Origin of the sequence: Polaribacter sp. BAL334 (genome assembly GCF_015767435.1) — a bacterium.
Classification (GTDB): domain Bacteria; phylum Bacteroidota; class Bacteroidia; order Flavobacteriales; family Flavobacteriaceae; genus Polaribacter.
This window is the reverse complement of sequence record NZ_JADWOV010000319.1, coordinates 192,378-211,933: the sequence shown is the minus strand read 5'-3', so window position 1 is coordinate 211,933 and position 19,556 is coordinate 192,378. Positions and strand designations below refer to the sequence as shown.

Annotated in this window: 17 protein-coding genes; 5 read left to right on the top strand and 12 right to left on the bottom strand. The window is 29.8% G+C overall.

What is annotated here, in order from left to right:
• Positions 1-51 precede the first annotated feature (51 nt).
• A complete protein-coding gene (locus IU405_RS14035) occupies positions 52-1,857 on the top strand; it encodes a DEAD/DEAH box helicase (RefSeq protein WP_197439240.1) in 1,806 nt (601 codons plus the stop codon).
• Between the two features lie 51 nt (positions 1,858-1,908).
• Here the strand turns inward: IU405_RS14035 and IU405_RS14030 are convergent, their stop codons facing one another.
• The 5 genes from IU405_RS14030 to pheT form a co-directional block, all read right to left on the bottom strand.
• The gene (locus IU405_RS14030) at positions 1,909-3,324 is read right to left on the bottom strand and encodes a bifunctional metallophosphatase/5'-nucleotidase (RefSeq protein WP_231749760.1); all 1,416 of its coding nucleotides are present in this window, start codon (positions 3,322-3,324) and stop codon (positions 1,909-1,911) included.
• A gap of 89 nt (positions 3,325-3,413) precedes the next feature.
• Positions 3,414-4,271: a hydroxymethylglutaryl-CoA lyase gene (locus IU405_RS14025; RefSeq protein ID WP_197439238.1), complete on the bottom strand. Its 858-nt coding sequence runs from the start codon at positions 4,269-4,271 to the stop codon at positions 3,414-3,416.
• A 143-nt stretch (positions 4,272-4,414) separates the two neighbouring features.
• Complete coding sequence (locus IU405_RS14020) at positions 4,415-5,029, bottom strand: LysE family translocator (RefSeq protein WP_197439237.1); 615 nt, start codon at positions 5,027-5,029, stop codon at positions 4,415-4,417.
• A 6-nt stretch (positions 5,030-5,035) separates the two neighbouring features.
• Positions 5,036-6,067, bottom strand: coding sequence for a quinone-dependent dihydroorotate dehydrogenase (locus tag IU405_RS14015; RefSeq protein WP_197439236.1), 1,032 nt, complete (start codon positions 6,065-6,067; stop codon positions 5,036-5,038).
• 42 nt (positions 6,068-6,109) lie between these two features.
• The gene (gene pheT / locus IU405_RS14010; protein ID WP_197439235.1) at positions 6,110-8,536 is read right to left on the bottom strand and encodes a phenylalanine--tRNA ligase subunit beta; all 2,427 of its coding nucleotides are present in this window, start codon (positions 8,534-8,536) and stop codon (positions 6,110-6,112) included.
• Positions 8,537-8,749: 213 nt separating this feature from the next.
• On the opposite strand from pheT, the gene IU405_RS14005 reads away from it, so the two are divergent.
• Together IU405_RS14005 and IU405_RS14000 are read left to right on the top strand one after the other, a co-directional pair.
• Positions 8,750-10,414, top strand: coding sequence for an ArnT family glycosyltransferase (locus tag IU405_RS14005; RefSeq protein WP_197439234.1), 1,665 nt, complete (start codon positions 8,750-8,752; stop codon positions 10,412-10,414).
• A gap of 153 nt (positions 10,415-10,567) precedes the next feature.
• Entirely contained in the window at positions 10,568-12,490 is a 1,923-nt protein-coding gene (locus IU405_RS14000) for an LTA synthase family protein (RefSeq protein WP_231749758.1), read from the top strand.
• On the opposite strand, the gene IU405_RS13995 is transcribed toward IU405_RS14000, so the two are convergent.
• The 5 genes from IU405_RS13995 to IU405_RS13975 are packed head-to-tail and all read right to left on the bottom strand — an operon-like array spanning position 12,479 to position 16,459.
• On the bottom strand, positions 12,479-13,039 hold the full coding sequence (locus IU405_RS13995) for a phosphatase PAP2 family protein (protein ID WP_197439232.1): 561 nt from the start codon (positions 13,037-13,039) through the stop codon (positions 12,479-12,481). The genes IU405_RS14000 and IU405_RS13995 overlap by 12 nt on opposite strands.
• A 1-nt stretch (position 13,040) precedes the next feature.
• Positions 13,041-14,195, bottom strand: coding sequence for a peptidylprolyl isomerase (locus tag IU405_RS13990; RefSeq protein ID WP_197439231.1), 1,155 nt, complete (start codon positions 14,193-14,195; stop codon positions 13,041-13,043).
• Complete coding sequence (locus IU405_RS13985) at positions 14,195-14,902, bottom strand: FKBP-type peptidyl-prolyl cis-trans isomerase N-terminal domain-containing protein (RefSeq protein ID WP_197439230.1); 708 nt, start codon at positions 14,900-14,902, stop codon at positions 14,195-14,197. The genes IU405_RS13990 and IU405_RS13985 overlap by 1 nt, the downstream gene beginning before the upstream one ends.
• A 2-nt stretch (positions 14,903-14,904) precedes the next feature.
• Positions 14,905-15,465: a gliding motility-associated peptidyl-prolyl isomerase GldI gene (gene gldI / locus IU405_RS13980; protein ID WP_231749756.1), complete on the bottom strand. Its 561-nt coding sequence runs from the start codon at positions 15,463-15,465 to the stop codon at positions 14,905-14,907.
• Positions 15,431-16,459: a DHH family phosphoesterase gene (locus IU405_RS13975; RefSeq protein ID WP_197439229.1), complete on the bottom strand. Its 1,029-nt coding sequence runs from the start codon at positions 16,457-16,459 to the stop codon at positions 15,431-15,433. The genes gldI and IU405_RS13975 overlap by 35 nt, the downstream gene beginning before the upstream one ends.
• Before the next feature lie 79 nt (positions 16,460-16,538).
• On the opposite strand from IU405_RS13975, the gene IU405_RS13970 reads away from it, so the two are divergent.
• Both IU405_RS13970 and IU405_RS13965 read left to right on the top strand, forming a co-directional pair.
• Positions 16,539-17,570, top strand: a complete 1,032-nt coding sequence (locus IU405_RS13970) for an alkaline phosphatase D family protein (RefSeq protein WP_197439228.1) — start codon at positions 16,539-16,541, stop codon at positions 17,568-17,570.
• Positions 17,571-17,623: 53 nt separating this feature from the next.
• Entirely contained in the window at positions 17,624-18,043 is a 420-nt protein-coding gene (locus IU405_RS13965; RefSeq protein WP_197439227.1) for a nucleoside-diphosphate kinase, read from the top strand.
• Positions 18,044-18,105: 62 nt separating this feature from the next.
• Here the strand turns inward: IU405_RS13965 and IU405_RS13960 are convergent, their stop codons facing one another.
• Positions 18,106-18,402, bottom strand: coding sequence for a DUF721 domain-containing protein (locus IU405_RS13960; protein WP_197439226.1), 297 nt, complete (start codon positions 18,400-18,402; stop codon positions 18,106-18,108).
• Positions 18,402-19,481: a DNA replication/repair protein RecF gene (gene recF, locus IU405_RS13955; RefSeq protein ID WP_197439225.1), complete on the bottom strand. Its 1,080-nt coding sequence runs from the start codon at positions 19,479-19,481 to the stop codon at positions 18,402-18,404. Before recF ends, IU405_RS13960 begins: the two co-directional genes overlap by 1 nt.
• Between the last annotated feature and the right edge of the window lie 75 nt (positions 19,482-19,556).

The window sequence follows — 19,556 nt, the reverse complement described above, 5'->3', positions numbered from 1 at the left end:
TTATAACAATCGGTTTGCAGGTGGGCGTCTGTGAATCACAAAAAACACAGTATGTCAACATTTTTAGAGTTGGGTTTGAAAGAACCTATCACAAGAGCATTATTAGATTTAGGATATGAAAATCCTACAGTAATTCAAGAAAAAGCAATTCCTCAAATTATTTCTTCAAAAAGCGATTTAAAAGCATTTGCACAAACAGGAACAGGAAAAACTGCCGCATTTAGTTTGCCAATATTACAATTAGTAGATGAAAACAACTCCAATACACAAGCAATTATTTTATCACCAACTAGAGAATTAGCTGTTCAAATTGGTAAAAACATTCAAGATTTTTCTAAGTATTTAAAAAATTTGAAAGTAGTTACTGTGTATGGTGGTGCAAGCATGGAAGAACAAATTCGTTCTTTAAACAAAGGTGCTCAAATCATTGTGGGAACTCCAGGTAGAACGTTAGATTTAATCAACAGAAGAGCACTAAAATTAGGCAATGTAGAATGGTTGGTGTTAGATGAAGCTGACGAAATGTTGAATATGGGTTTCAAAGAAGATTTAGATAATATCTTACAAGTTACTCCAAAAACAAAACAAACGTTGTTGTTTTCTGCAACATTCCCTGCAGAAGTTGAAGCTATTTCTAGAAACTACATGACCAAACCAGTTGAGATTACTTCTGGTCAAAAAAATGAAAGTTCAGACAATGTTAGTCACGAATATTATTTGGTAAACGAAAGTACACGTTACCTTGCCTTAAAGAGAATTGCAGATTTAAATCCTGATATTTATGGAATTATTTTCTGTAGAACAAGAAGAGAAACTCAAGAAGTTGCTGATAAATTAATCAAAGATGGTTACAATGCTGATGCATTGCATGGTGATTTATCACAAGCGCAAAGAGATTCAGTAATGGATAAATTCCACAATAAAAGTGTGCAATTGTTAGTGGCTACTGACGTTGCTGCACGTGGAATTGACGTAAATAATTTGACACACATTATCAATCACAAATTACCAGACCAAATCGAAAATTACAACCATAGAAGTGGACGTACAGGAAGAGCTGGGAAAAAAGGGATTTCGTTGGTTTTGGTGAACAATAAAGAGAAGAGCAAATTAAGACCGATTGAAAAAATCATCAACAAAAAGTTTATTGAAACGAGAGTTCCTTCTGGAAAAGAAATTTGCGAAAGTCAATTAATGCACTTGATTGATAGAGTAAAAAATACGGTTGTAAATGAAAGTGAAATTCAGGAATTTCTACCTAGTATTTATAAAAAGTTAGAAGATTTTTCAAGAGAAGAATTGATTAAAAAGTTTGTTTCTCTCGAATTCAACACGTTCTTATCTTATTATGAAAATTCAAAAGATTTGAATGATTTATCAAGAGAAAGTTCGAAAACTAGAGTAACAAGCGAAAATATGACTCGTTTTTTCATCAATATTGGTAGAAAAGACAGCTTGAATCCAGCAAAATTGATTGGATTGATCAACGACCAAAATATTGGAAACAAAATTGAAATTGGTGCCATTGATATTTTAGATACTTTTTCGTTTTTTGAAATCGACAAAAACTTCGAAGAGAAAACTTTAGAAGCATTTGCAAGTAACCAACCTGATTTTGAAGGACGTACAGTGAATATTGAAGTCACAAAAAAAGAACGTTCTGGAAATGAAAGAAGAGATGGTAAAAAACCATTTGCTAAAAAAGAAGGTGGTTTTGGAAGACGCAGAAGTGATGAAGGTGGTGCTAAAAAAGGAGCAGATTTTGGCGGAAGAAAAAGAACTGATAGAAAATTTAGTGATCGCCCAAAAACCTCTGTTGATAAAAAAGCAGGTGGATTTGGTAGAAAAAGAAAATAATATCTCACTTTAAAACTAAAAAAAAGCTTCACAAATTGTGAAGCTTTTTTATTATTTTTTTTTCAAAAACGCAACTACTGCTTTTCGAATATCAAAAGCCAATTCATCAGGTTTTGGTTCATAAATTGAAATTACCTCTTTATTTTTTTCCGATAAAAAAGGAATGTCAAAACCTTTTAATAAATAGTCTGAAAAAGCTACAGTATATGTTTTTTGAATATTTATTTGTTGATTGTTAATCATCCAAATATCGTTTACTTTTTCTGCATTATATCGCTGTAAATAAGCCCCAGTTCCAGCTGCTAAAACACCATAATCTAAAACTCTTTTTAACAATCTTCCTTTGAGTTGCACTTTCAAAACTGCACCTCCATAAGGCAACACTCTAAAAATATCAACTGGAGTTATATCTCCCAATAAAACATCATCAATGCGAATGGACCCTCCATTCACCAAAGCACAATCTACCTCATTATCAAAAGAATAGGACATTGATTTTGTAATGAGAATTCCTAAATTGGTTTGCTCACTTCGAATTGGAGTGTCTCTACCATCCAAACCAGGATTGGCATTGTAAATAATTTCGTTGGGATTGTCAATGATTTTTTTGATGTTTTCCGTTAAAATTCTTTGCCATTTTGAAACAATTCCTCCTACTTTTTTGTCTTCATGAATTCCATCATTGATTTCTTTCAATTCCGAATTTACAATCACTTTATTAGTTTTTTTATCAAATGAAATTCTATGAATATATACTGTTTTGGCATTCGCATCCGCTTTTGTAATCAACACATTCCCAACATTATCTTTGCTATTTGTGTGCTCATGACCACCCATAATTAAGGGAATGTTTGGCAATAACTTTGCAATCCGTTTATCATTCACAATTTTCACATGTGTCAATCCAAAAACCACATCAACACTATCTTTGAGGGCATTGTAAGAAGCCCTTGCTTTGTCAAACATGTTTTCATAATGAACATAATCTTTAGGATTGGAAGGAATACACACACTGATAAAACCAATTTTGATTTTAGTACCATCTTCATCTTCAAACTCTTTGATAAAAGTATCTTTTAAGGGTACTTTTTGACCATTTATTTCTTTGTAAAATGCAACAGTATCTTTTTCTGAAATCAATTTTACATTGGATGAAATCCAAGGAAATTGACTTTCATTCAATCTTTTTTGAAGGTCATTTTGAGATAAATCAAACTCATGATTTCCAAAGGCAACCAAGTCAAAGTTCATAGCATTCATCACTTCAATCATTTGCCTTCCATAAACTCGCTCATTATCAACCTTTAAAGTTCCAATCAAAGATGGATTTAAAAAATCGCCAGCCATCATCAAAAGTGTATTTTTATTTTCTTTTAGCAATTCTTGATGAACAGTTTCAACTCTTGCCATTCCTCCAAATTTTCCTCCTTGAATAGGTGCAATTTCATAAACATCATTAAGTTGCAAAAAAGTAAAATTAATTTTTTGATCCTCTTTTTTACAGGAAAAAAGGGATATTAAAAAGGTGAAAACAATATAAAACTTGAAATTTTTCATCATTCAAATATTTCTAATGCTTTGTTATAAGCGCTTTCAAAACTCATAGGTTTTATATTTGTAATCGCTTTTTGTACCGTAAAATAACTTAGTAATTTTTCAGTGGGCATATTTCCTGTCAAGTCATCTTTTGCCATTGGACAACCTCCAAAACCCATAATAGCACCATCAAAACGAACGCAACCTGCTTTGTATGCAGCATTTACTTTTTCAAACCAAGAATCAGGAGTGGTATGCAAATGCGCACCAAACTCAATTGCTGGATATTGAGAAATTAAATTAGAGAATAAATAGTCAATAATTTCGGGTGTTGAACTGCCAATTGTATCTGATAATGATAAAATTTTTACACCCATTTTGGCTAGTTTTTCAGTCCATTTTCCAACGATTTCAACATTCCAAGGATCTCCATATGGATTTCCAAAACCCATAGACAAATAGGCAACCACTTCTTTATGTGTCTTAGTAGCAATTTCCAAAATTTCATCCAAAGTTTCAATAGATTCCTCAATGGTTTTGTGCGTATTTCGCATCTGAAAATTTTCGGAAATAGAAAAAGGATATCCTAAATAATTGATTTCCTCAAATTGTGATGCATCCATTGCTCCTCTTGTATTGGCGACAATTGCTAGCAATTTGGTTTGCGTTCTTGACAAATCTAACATTGCTAAAACTTCTGCAGTATCTCGCATTTGAGGAATCGCTTTGGGCGACACAAAACTTCCAAAATCTAAGGTATCAAAACCAACATTCAGCAAAGAATTGATATATAATGCTTTTTTTTCAGTAGGAATAAAATGACTTTTGATGCCTTGCATGGCATCTCTTGGACATTCTATGATTTTGACTTGTTTCATTGAAATCAAAGATAGTTAAAGTAAGCTATTTCTGAAATTTTTTACCATGGAAAATTATTGAATTTTAAAAAATTAGAATGCTTTTTTGAGAAAAATACAACTATTTTTTGAAAACAATTTCCAAACCCTTTTATTGATTACAATTACAAAAATATCAAAAGCGCAATCCCAACAAAAACAAAAATTTGTGCCCATTTTAAAACCAAGCCAATTTGTTTGTTTTGCTGAATATAAGTAGATATTTTGCCACCCAAAAAAGCGATACTTCCAAAAATAACAAACGAAACTAGGATAAAAATAAATCCCAAAATATAAAATTGCAGCACTACAGAAAGGTCTTTGGAAAACAAAAATTGAGGAAAAAAAGCCAAGAAAAAAATAGTCACTTTTGGATTCAATACATTCATCAAAAAACCTGTTTTGAATAATTGAATTTCAGATTTTTTTTGAACGTTATCAGTAGAAAAGGAAATCTCAGCATCACTTTGATATACTTTATAAGCCAAATACAACAAATAAGAAGCTCCAAATACTTTCAATAAAAGGAAGATATTTTCGTTATTTTTGATGATTGCAGAAACACCAAAAGCAACCAAAGAAGTATGAATAATACATCCTGTCATCAATCCAAAAACGGTTGCAAAACCCTGTTTTTTACCATTCACAATGCTTTGAGTTAGCACAAAAATATTATCAGGCCCAGGAGAAATAGCCAAAACTGATGATGCGAATACAAATGAAAGTAAGATTTCAATCATTGAAAATTACTGATTTAAAATCGCTTTATTGATGCGTTTTATCAAACTTGGGCCTTCATAAATAAAACCTGTGTAAATTTGAATTAAATCTGCGCCTGCATTCAGTTTTTCTAAAGCATCTTCTTCAGAATGAATTCCTCCTACTCCAATAATTGGAAATGCTTTTTGAGAATTATCAGCCAAATATTGTATTACTCTAGTACTTTGATTTTTAATAGGTTGACCACTCAAACCACCATTTCCTATTTGTGCTAAGATTTCCTTAGAAATTTTTAAATCTTCTCTTGAAGTGGAAGTATTGGAAGCAATGACACCATCAATTTTTGTTTCAGCTACCAATTCAATAATTTCATCCAATTGATGATGATTCAAGTCTGGAGCTATTTTTAGTAAAATTGGTTTTTTAATTTTGAATGTTTGATTCACTTTTTGACATTCCGTAATTAAAGAAATCAAATAGTCTTTGTCATTCAATTTTGCATGACTTCCCACATTTGGACAACTCACATTCAACACAAAATAATCCACAAAAGGATGTAATTCTTGGAAACATTCTATGTAATCAGCTGTGTAATTTTCAGGTAAGGTGAACGTATTTTTTCCAATATTTCCGCCAATAATTACCTTGTGTTTGTTCTTTTTCAATTGTTTAATTACTGCCTCCAAACCATGATTGTTAAAGCCCATTCTATTGATGATTCCTTGATCATCTTTCAAACGAAACAAGCGTTTTTTAGGATTTCCTTCTTGCCCTTTTGGTGTCACAGTTCCAATTTCGATGAATCCAAAACCAAAATCAGCCAATTCGTTGTATAAAACCGCATTTTTATCAAACCCTGCTGCTAAACCTACTGGATTTTTAAAAGTAAGACCAAATAATTTTCGCTCTAATTTCACATCATTTACTTGAAAATAACTTCTGAATAAGCTAGAAACAAGTGGAATTTTTGACAAAAACCCAATGAGAGAGAAGGTAAAATAATGAACTTTCTCTGGGTCAAAAAGAAATAAAATAGGTCTTAAAAAATTTTTATACATATCCTCAAATATAAAAAAAAGCTCCAATATGGAGCTTATAAATTATCGCAAAACAGCGTTTAAATTTTTCTCAAAAGTTTGTTGTAATTTTTGCATGATTTTTTCAATTTGCTTTTCTTCCAACGTTTTTGATTCATCTTGCAACACAAAACTTACTGCATAAGATTTTTTTCCATCTGGCAAATTGTTACCTTCATAAACATCGAACAAATCAACTTCTTTCAATAGGTTTTTTTCCGATTGAAAAGCCAAATTATACACTTCTTTAAATTCAGTTTTTGCATCTAACAACAAGGCTAAATCTCTTTTTACCAGAGGGAATTTTGGCAATTCACGTACTTTGAAACTTTGATTATTTGATAATTTTAAAACATTTTCCCATTTAAAATCAGCAAACAACACTTCTTGTTTGATTCCAAACTCTTTCAAAATGGATTTCTTTACAACACCAAAATCAACCAAAATAGTTTTTCCTAAACTCAAAGAAATTCCTTCAGAAAAAATATCATTTTTGGTTGGATTATTTTTAAGATTGTGTATTCCTAATCGTGATAAAATAGCAGTAACTACTCCTTTTACATAAAAAAAGTCAGTGGTTTTTGTAGTTGAATTCCAAGATTCTTTACTTCTATTTCCAGTTACAAAAAGTGTTAGGTGTTTTTCTTCTGAAAAACCACTTTCAAAATTGTGATATGATTTTCCAAATTCAAAAAACTTTAAAGAACTATTCTTTCTGTTAATATTGTAATTTACTGATTCTAATCCACTGAATAACAACGATTGACGAAGGACACTTAAATCATTACTCAAAGGATTTAAAATACTTACATTTGCATTTTCTTGTAAATTTTCACTAAGATTTACGTACGAACTTTTTGTTAAAGAATTCGCCATAGTTTCATTAAAACCAAGAGAAGTTAACTGATTTGCAACGCTATTTTCCACTTTAATATCGTCATTTTTATCGAACGAAATTGACGTATTTAATTTGTATGAAAATTCAATATTATTATAGCCATACACTCGTAAAATTTCTTCAATAATGTCAGCTTCACGTTGAACGTCAGTTCTATAAGACGGAATTGTCAACCCTAAACCTCCTTCAGTTTCACTATTAATTTTAATTTCAAGAGAAGCTAAAATATTTTTAATAGTATCTTTTGAAATTACTTGACCAATCAAACGAAATGCATTTTCGTAAGATAAAAATACCTGATAATCTTCAATTTTATCAGGATAAAAATCAGAAATATCAGAAGTTAATTTTCCTCCTGCAAATTCTTCAATCAATAAAGCAGCTCTTTTTAAAGCATATTTTGTCATATTGATATCAATTCCTCTTTCAAATCTGAAGGAAGCATCTGTATTTAATCCATGACGTTTTGCTGATTTTCTGATAGAAATTGGATTGAAAAAAGCGCTTTCTAAAAAAATTGAATTGGTTTGTTCAGTTACACCTGAATTGATTCCTCCAAAAACCCCACCCAAACACATTGGATTTTCTTTGGCATCGCAAATCATAATATCTTCATCAGAAAGAGTTCGTTCTACACCATCTAAAGTGGTGAATTTTGTTCCTTCAGGAAGTGTTTTCACAATGACCTTATTTCCTGTAATTTTCTGAGCGTCAAAAGCATGCAAAGGTTGTCCTAATTCGTGCATCACATAATTTGTGATGTCAACCACATTATTTTTCGGGGTAATTCCAATCGCTTTTAGTCGATTTTGAATCCATTTTGGAGATTCTTTGATTTTGATATCAGAAATGGTAATTCCGCAATAACGAGGCACCAATTCTTTATTAGGAATCTCAACTTCAATTCGTGCTGTTCTCTCATCCACGTGAAAATCACTTACAGATGGAGAAATCAATTCTAATTTTAAATCGCGCTGAATCAAACCAGCTCTCAAATCTCTTGCCACACCATAATGACTCATGGCATCAGATCTATTGGGTGTTAAACCAATTTCAAAAACATAGTCTGTTTTGATATCAAATACTTTTGCTGCTGGAGTTCCTGATGCTAAAGAAGCATCTAAAATCATGATGCCATCATGACTTTTTCCCAAACCTATTTCATCTTCTGCACAAATCATTCCATGACTTACTTCACCTCTGATTTTGCTTTTTGTGATGACAAAAGATTCTCCTTTTTCAGTATATAAAGTAGTTCCAACATTGGCTACAGGCACTTTTTGACCAACAGCAACATTGGGAGCACCACACACAATTTGCACAGGAATTCCATCGCCCAAATCAACTGTTGTTATTTTTAATTTATCCGCATTAGGATGTTGAATACAAGTCAAAACTTCTCCCACAACAATCCCTTCCAAACTTCCTTTAATCGATTCAACTTTTTCAATTCCTTCCACCTCTAAACCTAAATTAGTCAACAATTCTCCAGTTTTAGCAGCTTCCCAACTTACATTCAAAAATTGTTGCAACCAATTGTATGATATTTTCATAATCTCCTTTTGAGTTTTTCTGGGGCAAATTTAAGTATTTTAATCAACTTATTTTGGGGAATTCTAAAAATAGCAAATGGATTTTTTATATTTAAAGATGTAGAAATATTTAAAAAAATAATAACCAATCATACAGAAAAATTATCGTCTGAAAATTGTTACTTTACATTTTTAAAAAAAAAGTTGAAAAATAACTATTTCAAATAATTTTTAATGAAAAAAGTACTACTTCAACAGGAAAGAAACCTGTTTTTTCTGATTTTTATTTTATATATTTTTATCACTTTTATTGGACTTCCAATCGATTTAATTGATCCTGATGCCGCACTTTATGCCACAATTTCCAAAACAATTGTCGAAAATTCTGATGCTATTAATTTATACTCTCTTGGTCACGACTGGTTAGACAAACCACATTTCCCGTTTTGGGTTACAGCACTCTCTTTTAAAATTTTCGGTGTTTCCAATTGGGCATATAAACTTCCTGCAATCCTAACTTTTTTCTTTGGAATTTGGATGACTTTTAAGTTTGCACAAAAAAATTATTCGACCAGAGTTGCCTGTTTTTCGGCAATAATTTTAGCAATTTCAACTCATAGTGTAATTTCAAATTTTGACGTTAGAGCTGAGCCTTATTTAACAACATTTATAATTGCAAGCATTTATTTTTTTGATAGTTTTATAAAAAAAAATTCCTTTAAATCGCTACTATTTGCATGTGTTTTTTGCAGTTTAGCAATCATGACAAAAGGTATTTTTTCTTTAATTCCGATTGCTGCTGCTTTGGGAGGAGAATTAGTAATAAAACGAAATTGGAAACAACTTTTCCACCCAATTTGGATTATTGCATTTTTATTAATTTTCCTTTTTATTATGCCAGAATTAATTGCCTTATACCTTCAGTTTGATTTGCATCCAGAAAAGGTGATTTTTAATAGAACAGAAGTTTCTGGAATCCAATTTTTCTTTTGGGACAGTCAGTTTGGTCGATTTTTTAATACAGCTCCCATTAAAGGTTCAGGAGATATTTTCTTCTTTTTCCATACAATTTTATGGGCTTTTTTGCCTTGGGGTATTATTTTTTACTTCGCAAGTTTTTTAAAAGTAAAAAGAAATTTTCTAAAAATTCAAGTTTCAGAAGAATTCTACACCTTTTTTGGAAGTGTAATTACCATTATAATTTTTTCACTAAGCCAATTTCAACTAGCTCATTACACAAATATCATTTTTCCCTTTATTTCAATTTTAGTTGCTGATTTTATAGTAAGATTAAATTCTATTTATCATAAATATCAACTATCAATCAAGTTTGTTTTTGGGTTTCAAAATATCATTATTTTATTTATTATCCTTTCCTTACATTATTTTTTAAAACCAAATTTTAATATCATAATAATACCCATTATTATTTTCGCAAGCTTTATTATTTGGAAAATATACTATGCAGAAATTTCAAAAATAATGTCAGTAACTTTACTTTCAGCAACTATTTTTTTAGTTTGCTATGGATATTTATTTACACATTTTTATCCTACAATCATTCAATTTCAAGGTGGAAAAAGCGCTGCTACATTTGTGAATAAAAATTTTGATGGAAAAGCACGATTGTTGGACAATAAATATCATCATTTTGGTTTTGAATTTTATTTAGATACACCTTTAAAAAGAGTTGACACATTACAAATTCATAAAGAAAAAGGGAACGTTTTTTATTTGGATAAGACTGAGTTAGAGGTTTTCAAAAGAAAAAATATTGATTATCGAATCACTAAAGAAATTTCTAATTTTCAAATTAGCAGACTTTCATTTCAGTTTTTATCAGAAAACACTAGAAATCAAGCTCTTGAAACTCGTTTTTTAGTATTAATAAATCATTAAATATTTTAAAAAACAATAAAAATTCATAACATAAATTTAACTTTAATTTAATAATTTTGAAGTCAAATTTTATATACTTTGAAATTAGCTAATTATATAAAGTATATTTTTAAAAATGTACTTTTTCTTTTTGTATACCTTACAATTTTTCGATTGATATTTTATTTTTTTGCACTTGATACGTCCGATTTTGATACTTCAGAAATAAAGAATGCTTTTTTCTTAGGAATAAGATTTGATTTAAAGTTGGCTACTTTGGTAGTGTTTCCTATTGCAATTTTAATACTAATTCTCAATAATCGATTTTTTACAAAACTACTATTTAAAAAAATTGCGCTCTATTATTGGGTGATTTTTTATGTGGTTATTACCGTATTTTACTTATTTGATTTTGGTTTTTACAATTATTTAAATACAAGAATTGATGCAACTGCACTCCGTTTTACAACGAATTTAAAAATTTCACTACAAGTAATGTTGGAAAGTTATCCTGTTTTTTCAGGACTTTTTGGATTGTTGATTCTTGGATTCCTAGTTTATAAATTTAGCAATTGGCAGTACAAAATATCCTCTAAAAATAATATACTTATTTCAAAAAAGAAAAAAAGCATCTTTTTTGCTAATACAATTTTTGTACTTTCTTTTTTCATTTATAGTAGCTTTACACATTATCCTTTACGTTGGAGTCAAGCTTTTTTTTCAAAAAATATTGCGATCAATCAATTTGCTTTGAATCCGGTTTTATACTTTTTTGATAGTTTTGCTTTTAGAAGTGAAGGTGTTGATTTAGAGGATTTTAAAAGATACTATCCTATTATTTCAGAAAATTTAAATTTACGAAAAGACAGTATTTCTTTCGAAAGAAAAATGATTTTCAACAATGCATCCACTGAAAAAATGAATGTTGTTTTTGTAATGTTAGAGTCCTTAGGAGTAAAACCTTTGGGATATTATGGAAATGCAGCAAACGCTTCACCTCATATTGATTCTTTATTGAGAAAAAGTATTCACTTTTCCAATTTTTACGTGCACAAATCAGGTACAGCAGCTAGTGTTTTTTCCAGTGTTACTGGTTTGCCAGATGTGGATGACATTAATACAGCCTCAAGAAATCCTATGATTATAGATCAGCGAATTCTGTTTGATCAATTTGATGGTTATGAAAAATTGTATTTGATTGGAGGAAGTGCGAATTGGGCGAATATCAGAGGTATTTTTCAGGCGAATATAACAGGTCTTCATATTTTTGAAGAAGGAAGTTATGACATGGAAAATAGAGCTGATGTTTGGGGAATTGATGATTATGAATTGTTCAAAGAATCTGATGAAGAATTTAAAAAATTACATGAACAGAAAAAACCTTTTGTAGCTTATATACAAACCGCTTCAAATCACATTCCCTTTACTGTTCCTGACGAAAAAGAGGAATTTAAACCTCTTTCTAAAGATTCAATTGCTGCGGATATATTGGAAAAGTCAGGATTTAAATCTATGGAACAATTAAATGCATTGCGTTATTTGGATTTCAATGTTGGTAAATTTTTACAAAGAGCAAAAAAATCAGGCTATTATGACAATACTGTTTTTGTTTTCTTTGGAGATCATAATACAGCTATGAATCAAACTGATAGATATTCAAAAGAATTTGACTTAAATATTCAATTACAGCATGTTCCTTTCATTATTCATGCCCCAAAAGTAGTTACGCCAATTGAAATAAAAACGTACGGAAAATTGATTGACTTATTTCCAACAGTCATGAGTTTGATGAATATCAATCATACAAATTATACTTTGGGAAGAAATCTTTTAGATCCAATTGCCGCAAAAGATTCTTTTTCCTTCGTGTATTTAAGGATGAATGGAGAACCAACCATTGGAATATTGAAAGACAGTTTATACTTTTCTAAAACTTTAGTAACAAAGACAAAAGGATTGTATGATTTGAGAACAAAAACGATGGATAATCTTTCTAAAATTGATTCCATAAAAGCATCACAAATGGATAGTTTGTTGATGGCTTATTATCATTCAACAAAATACTTGTATTTTAATAACAAAAAATTAGCCCATTAATTTTTTAAAAACTAGGCTAAATAATTGATAATAAATGATTGCAAAAATGGTTCCTGCTATAAAACCGATAAATATATCCAAAGGAAAATGAACTCCTAAATAGATTCTACTATACCCGAAAATTAAAGGAAAAAACAACAAAAAATAGGTGTTTTTATAGTATTTTCTTAGTAAAAGAATGATAAAAACTGTAAAAAAAGTTGAAGTTGTTGCGTGTCCTGAAGTAAAACTAAAACTTTGTGGTTGAATAAAATTACGCAGCAAATGATTTATTTCTGGGTCATTATTGGGTCTCAATCTTTGAAAATAATCCTTGATTAAATTTGTGAATTGATCAGAAAAAGCAACTAAAATTACGATTGATAATAAAATAAAACCTCCTTTTTTAAGTCCGAAAGTTTTAAAAATCATAAATAAAATAAGAAGAAACAAAGGAGTCCAATAAAATTGTTTTGTGATTAGTAACCAAAACGAATCCCATTGTTCACTTCCTAAATTGTTTAAGAAAATAAGAAGTTCTTTATCTTTTTGTATAAGAATTTCTAACAAACTATTTTTCTATTTCTATTATCTCTACTTCGAAAACCAAATCTGATTTTGCTGGAAAAGGACCATAAGCAGCCTCTCCAAAACCTATATAATAAGGCACAAATAAGCGTGCTTTTTCACCTTCTTTCATCATTCTTACACCTTCTGCAAAGCCAGTTATCATTGGTCTTTGTTTATCATCTAAACGAAAAACCAAAGGTGCACCACTATCTTCAGTGGATTGTATTTTTTTACCATCTGCAAGAAATAATGAAAAATGAGCTTTTATCGATTTAAAATCAACAACTTTTTGTCCTTTTGGATTGCTTTTCAAAACTAAAAATCCTAAACCAGAAGACGTTTTAACTGCATTTGATTCATCCAATTTTGTAAAAAAAGCATTTTTATTGACTAAGTATTCATTATATCTTTTTTCTTCAATAGCATCTTTTATTTTTTGACGCCCTTCTTCTCCTAATTCATATTGAACCATTTCTTCTTCAAAAACTTTTGGAGCATCAAAATTCTTTGCTTCCTCTCCTATTCTGATGATTTTAATTTTTTTGATGGTATCAAATTGCACAATTGAATTTACAACTAAAAGTCGAACAGAGTCAATTGCTTTTTTGAGTGTTAAAGTGTCTGAAAATTGTTTTTTTAGCTCTTTTAATTGTAAAGAATTCACAATAGTTTTTCCAAAAACTGGATGTTTTCCATCCAAATGTTGTGATGGAGTTTTGGTAATAAAAAATTGACTTCCATTAGTATCAGGTCCTGAATTTCCCATGGATAACATCCCATAATCGTTATGAGAATAAATATATTCATTGGTTTCATCAACTGGAAATTCATCTCCAAAACGATATCCTGGAAACCCTTTCCCAGTTTCTGTTGGATCACCTGCTTGAATGATGAAATTATTTACAACTCTGTGAAAACGAAGTCCATCATAATATTTTTTTCCTTTGATTGAATCTGGAACTTTGTCGTTAGTTCCTTCTGCCAAAGAAACAAAACTGGCAACTGTCATTGGAACATCTTCATAGTACAATTCCAATAAAATATCGCCTTTGTTTGTTTGAATTTCTGCATACAAACCATCTTTCAATCCATCATATTTAGCTGAATTACAGCTAAATATGAAAGGAATTAAAAGTAATAGTTTCAAATATTTCATTACTCATTAGTGATTTCCAACATCTCAATATCGAAAACTAATGTTGAGAATGGTTTGATTAAATCTCCTCTTTGTTGTGCACCATAAGCCAATTCTTGAGGAATATACAAACGATATTTCGCTCCTTTATTCATCAATAATAAACCTTCGCTAAATCCTGCAATGAATTGAGTAGGAGTTGCATCAATAGGCTCTTTTCTATCAACTGAACTATCAAAAACCTGACCGTCAATTGTAGTTCCATGATAATGAATTTTAATTTTTGAGGTTGGCAAAGCCTTATCACCTGAACCTTCTGTGATTACTTCGTATTGTAAACCACTTTCTGTAGTAATTACTCCTTTTTTAACTTTGTTTTCAGCTAAAAAATCTTCTCCTGCTTTTTTAACAGCGCCAAATTTTTTCTCAGCTTCTTTTTGAACTTTTTCTTGTTGTAATTTTTGGAAAAATTTGCTTAAAAAAGCATTTAAATCTTCTTGTTTGATCAACAAATTTGTTGAATCAATTCCATTTCTGTAGCCTTGTAAAAATAAATCAGTGTTTGCTTCTTCAAAATTAGCTTTTACTTTCACTGCCATGTCTAATCCTAAGGCATAACTTGCTGAATCGATTTCTGTTTTTAAGGAAGTAACTTCTTTTGGTTTGTTGTTACATGAAATTAAACTTGTAAGTGCTACAAGCATTGCGAAATTTTTTAAAATTCTCATTTTTAGTTTGTTATTTTAATTAATGTTACTGTACTTTTTACTGATTGGTTAACACCTATTTTTTTTCCATCACCTAAAACTCCAAATGCGTTGTAGAATGGAAGCACAAATGTAATGGTTTCTCCTGTCTTCATCAACTTTATTCCTTTTTGTAAGCCAGAAATAAAATCTTCTTTGTCAATTTTATATGTTTTTTGTCCTAATTCTTCCTTACTATATATAATAGAGTCATTCAAATCTGAAATTTCATACTCAATTACAACTTCATCTCCCATTTTTGGAGTGGGTAAATTTTCTTCAATTTTATGAATATAAGCATACCAAAAACCTTCTGAAGATTGCTTGTAATCAAATATTGTATCGTTTTTTATCAACTTTGCAATTAATTCATCTTCGGATTTATTTATTTTTTTTGAATCCTCGATAACTTCTTTATAAAAAATAGTAGATGGTTTTGGATTTATAGGTCTTCTTGGTTCTATTTTAGAACAAGAAAAAAGAAATAAAAAACTTAAAATAAAAAAGAATTTATTGAACATACGAATTTTGTAAAGCTTCTTCATAATTTGGTAAAAGGGAAACGAATTTTTGAATTGTTTCGTCTAATGAAGTTATAGATTTTCCTCCAGCAGCATTGTCATGACCTCCACCTTCAAAATGATTTCTAGCGAATTGATTTACTGAAAAATTTCCTTTTGAACGAAAAGATATTTTAATGATATTTTGTTCTTTATCTTCAATAAAAATAGCTGCAAAGACAATTCCCATTATCGATAAAGCATAATTTACAACTCCCTCAGAATCTCCTTTTTGGAACTCAAATCTATTTTTTTCTTCATCAGTTAATGTAATAAATGCTGTTTTATACTGTTCTAAAACTTTTAGATTTTGCAAGGCTTGTCCCAATAATAGCAGTCTATTTTTTGAATTGGAATCATAGACATTTGAATGAATTCGATCATTTTCAGCACCTTTATCAATTAAATCTGCAATAATTCTGTGTGTTTTACTTGTAGTAGATCTAAATCGAAATGAACCTGTATCTGTCATAATTCCAGTATACAAACAGGTTGCAATTGTTGCATCAATCAACTCTAAATCAGAATTCATTTCTATAAATTGATACACCATTTGCGCTGTAGAACAAATTTCAATATCCGAATACATATAGGTAAAATCATCTGGCTGTTGATGATGATCTATCAATACAAAATCGTTTGGATATTTTTCCAAAGTATTTTGCATATCTTCTCCAACTCTGTGTAATGCATTAAAATCTAACAAAAAAATAATGTCAGAATTTGAAATTGCTTTTTGTGCTTGCTTATTTTGCCAATCAAATCGAAAAGTAGTTTCATAGCCAGGCAACCAATGTAAAAAATCAGGATATTCATTAGGCACCAAAACTGTACAATTGTGCCCTTTTTTATCCAGATAATGTTTAAGACCTAATGTAGAGCCAATAGCATCACCATCAGGGTTTTTGTGACCAATAATTACAATATTTCTAGATTTCTCTAAAAACTGTTTTAATTCGTTAATTCCTTTTAAAATCATAGGTTGCGAATATACAATTTAATAACATTTGTGTAAAGTAAATTGTGTTTACTTTTACATTATTTTTAAACCTAAAATTATGAGAAAAATAATTATTTACACATTTCTTATTACAATTATAAATTTCATTTCATGTTCTAGTATACCTAAAAATACGGAGTTAAAAACTGAAAAATCAGATTTTATAATTGCATTTGGATCTTGCAATAAACAATCCAAAGCAAATATTTTATGGAAAGAAATCGCAAAAAATGAACCAAATTTATGGATTTGGGGTGGTGATAATATCTATGCTGATACTGAAGATATGACAAAAATGAGGGAAGATTATCAAGAATTAAGAAATCAACAAGGCTATTTGCAACTCACAAAAAATATCCCAGTTTTGGCTACTTGGGATGATCATGACTATGGTTTGAATGATGCTGGCATTGAATTTACCAAGAAAAAAGAATCTCAGGAATTGTTCCTTGATTTTTTTGATGTACCAAAAAATGATAGTAGAAGAAAACGAGAAGGTATTTATCATTCACAAATTTTTTCAACAAAAAAAGGAAGTATCAAAGTAATTGTTTTGGACACACGCTATTTTAGAACTAGCTTAACAAAAGCTGCTAATAAAAGATACCAACCAAATATATTTGGAGAGGGAACTATTTTAGGAGCAGACCAATGGAATTGGTTAGAAAATGAATTAAAAATATCAAAAACAGATTTTACAATAATTGTAAGTAGTATTCAATTTTTATCTTCAGAACATGGTTTTGAAACTTGGGGAAATTTTCCTCATGAAATAGAAAAAATGAAAAATTTAATTAAAAAAACAGCTTCTAAAAATGTACTTTTTTTATCAGGAGATAGGCATATTTCTGAATTTTCAAGAGACACCATTGAAGGTTTAAATTATCCAATTATTGATTTTACTTCAAGTGGTTTAACTCATTCTTATACTAGTTATTCTGGTGAACCAAATAAATTTCGCGTGAAAGAAGTTGTAAAAGAAATAAGTTTTGGATTGCTTTTAATTGATTTCGATAAAAAATCGATTGTTATGCAAATGCGTGGTGATAAAAATATTTTATTACAAGAGTTAAAACAAGTATATCCTTAACTTGGTTTTAAGATTTAAAACCGTACTTTTGCAAAAATTTTTAAAAAATTAGCATGGCTACAAATAGAACATTTACAATGATTAAACCAGATGGAGTTGAAAACGGTCATACTGGAGCAATTTTGGCACAAATTAATGCTGCTGGATTTCGTATTGTTGCGTTGAAAAAAACACAAATGACAAAAAATGATGCAGAGACTTTTTACGAAGTTCACAAAGAACGTCCATTTTTTGGAGAATTGGTTGAGTTTATGACAAGAGGCCCAATTGTTGCTGCCATTTTAGAAAAAGAAAATGCTGTAGAAGATTTTAGAACACTGATTGGTGCTACAAATCCTGCAAATGCTGCTGAAGGAACCATCAGAAAATTATATGCTACCTCTATGGGTGAAAATGCAATTCATGGTTCTGACTCTGATGAAAATGCTTTGATTGAAGGAAATTTCCATTTTTCAGGAAGAGAACAATTTTAAGAATTAGTAAAAATTCTTAGTGTTATATTTAGAGAAACTCGCTGATTTATTGGCGAGTTTTTTTATGCTAAAATGATTTTTGAAATCAAATGATCTCCCATTTCTTCATTCATCATTTTGATAATTTTATCTTTTCCATAGGTTAGTTCTTCACGTAAAACGGAAGAGGATAATTGAACAATCAACGTTTTGTTTTGTAATTTTACGGATGTTGTGTAGCCTGCAACTCCTTGTCCCATCAACTTTGCCCATGTTTCCTCTATCTGAATTTTTTGCATTCCTTTTGTCAAATTATTTTCTTTGATAAATAGTTGCATTAAGTCTTTTACCAAAAAAGAATCGTTTTCTCTTTTTGCCATTACAATTTAAAAATTTGATAGGGTTTATTGCTCATTTTTACAATATTTTCTGTTCTTTCTGGATGTGTATCTGTGATGAAAATTTGTCCAAATTCATCTTTATTGACCAAATCTACAATATGTGAAACTCTAATTTCATCCAATTTATCAAAAATATCGTCTAATAATAAAATAGGTGTAATAGTAGATTTTTGCTTGATAAATTCAAATTGCGCCAATTTTAAAGCAATCAAATACGATTTTTGCTGTCCTTGAGAGCCAAACTTTTTAATGGGAAATTCTCCTATATCAAAACTCAAATCATCTTTATGAATTCCTGCTGTTGTGAATTGCAAAATTTTATCTTTCTCCAATGATTTTTTTAATAAATCATTCATTTTAAAATCATACAACTGACTCTTGTACAACAAATTAACTCTTTCAGAATCTCCAGAAATAACTTGATATTTTTGATTGAAAATCGGAATAAAAGCCTCTAAAAACTGCTTTCGAACTTCATAAATTCGAGCACCAAACTCCGAAAGTTGTTCGTCATAAACACTCAAATTCAACGCATCAAAAGTTCTATTTGCAGCAAAATATTTCAACAAAGCATTTCGTTGAGTTAATACTTTATTGTAAGAAATCAAATCGTTTAAATAGGATTTGTTTTGTTGAGAAATCACACCATCCATAAATTTTCTTCGGGTTTCACTTCCTTCTGTAACCAAATCTCTATCAGCAGGAGAAATAATTACCAACGGAAATTGACCTATATGTTCTGAAAATTTCTCGTAAATTTTATCATTTCTCTTCAGTACTTTTTTCTGTCCCTTTTTTAAACTGCAAATAATTTTCTCTGGTCTTTCATTGATCAAATAATCTCCTTCAACCATAAAAAAAGAAGCATTGTGATTGATATTTTGAACAGCAACCGTATTAAAATAGCTTTTAGCAAAAGATAAATAATAAATTGCATCCAATACATTGGTTTTTCCAACACCATTATTACCCACAAAACAATTTATTTTCGGCTGAAAATCAAAAGTTTGAGACTCAATATTTTTAAAATTAACGATGGATATTTTTCGAAGATACATTCCTTTATTTTTACTTCTCAATGGAATCGCAAATTATCGAAAATTTTGCAAAATAAGCGCTTTTAAAATCCAATT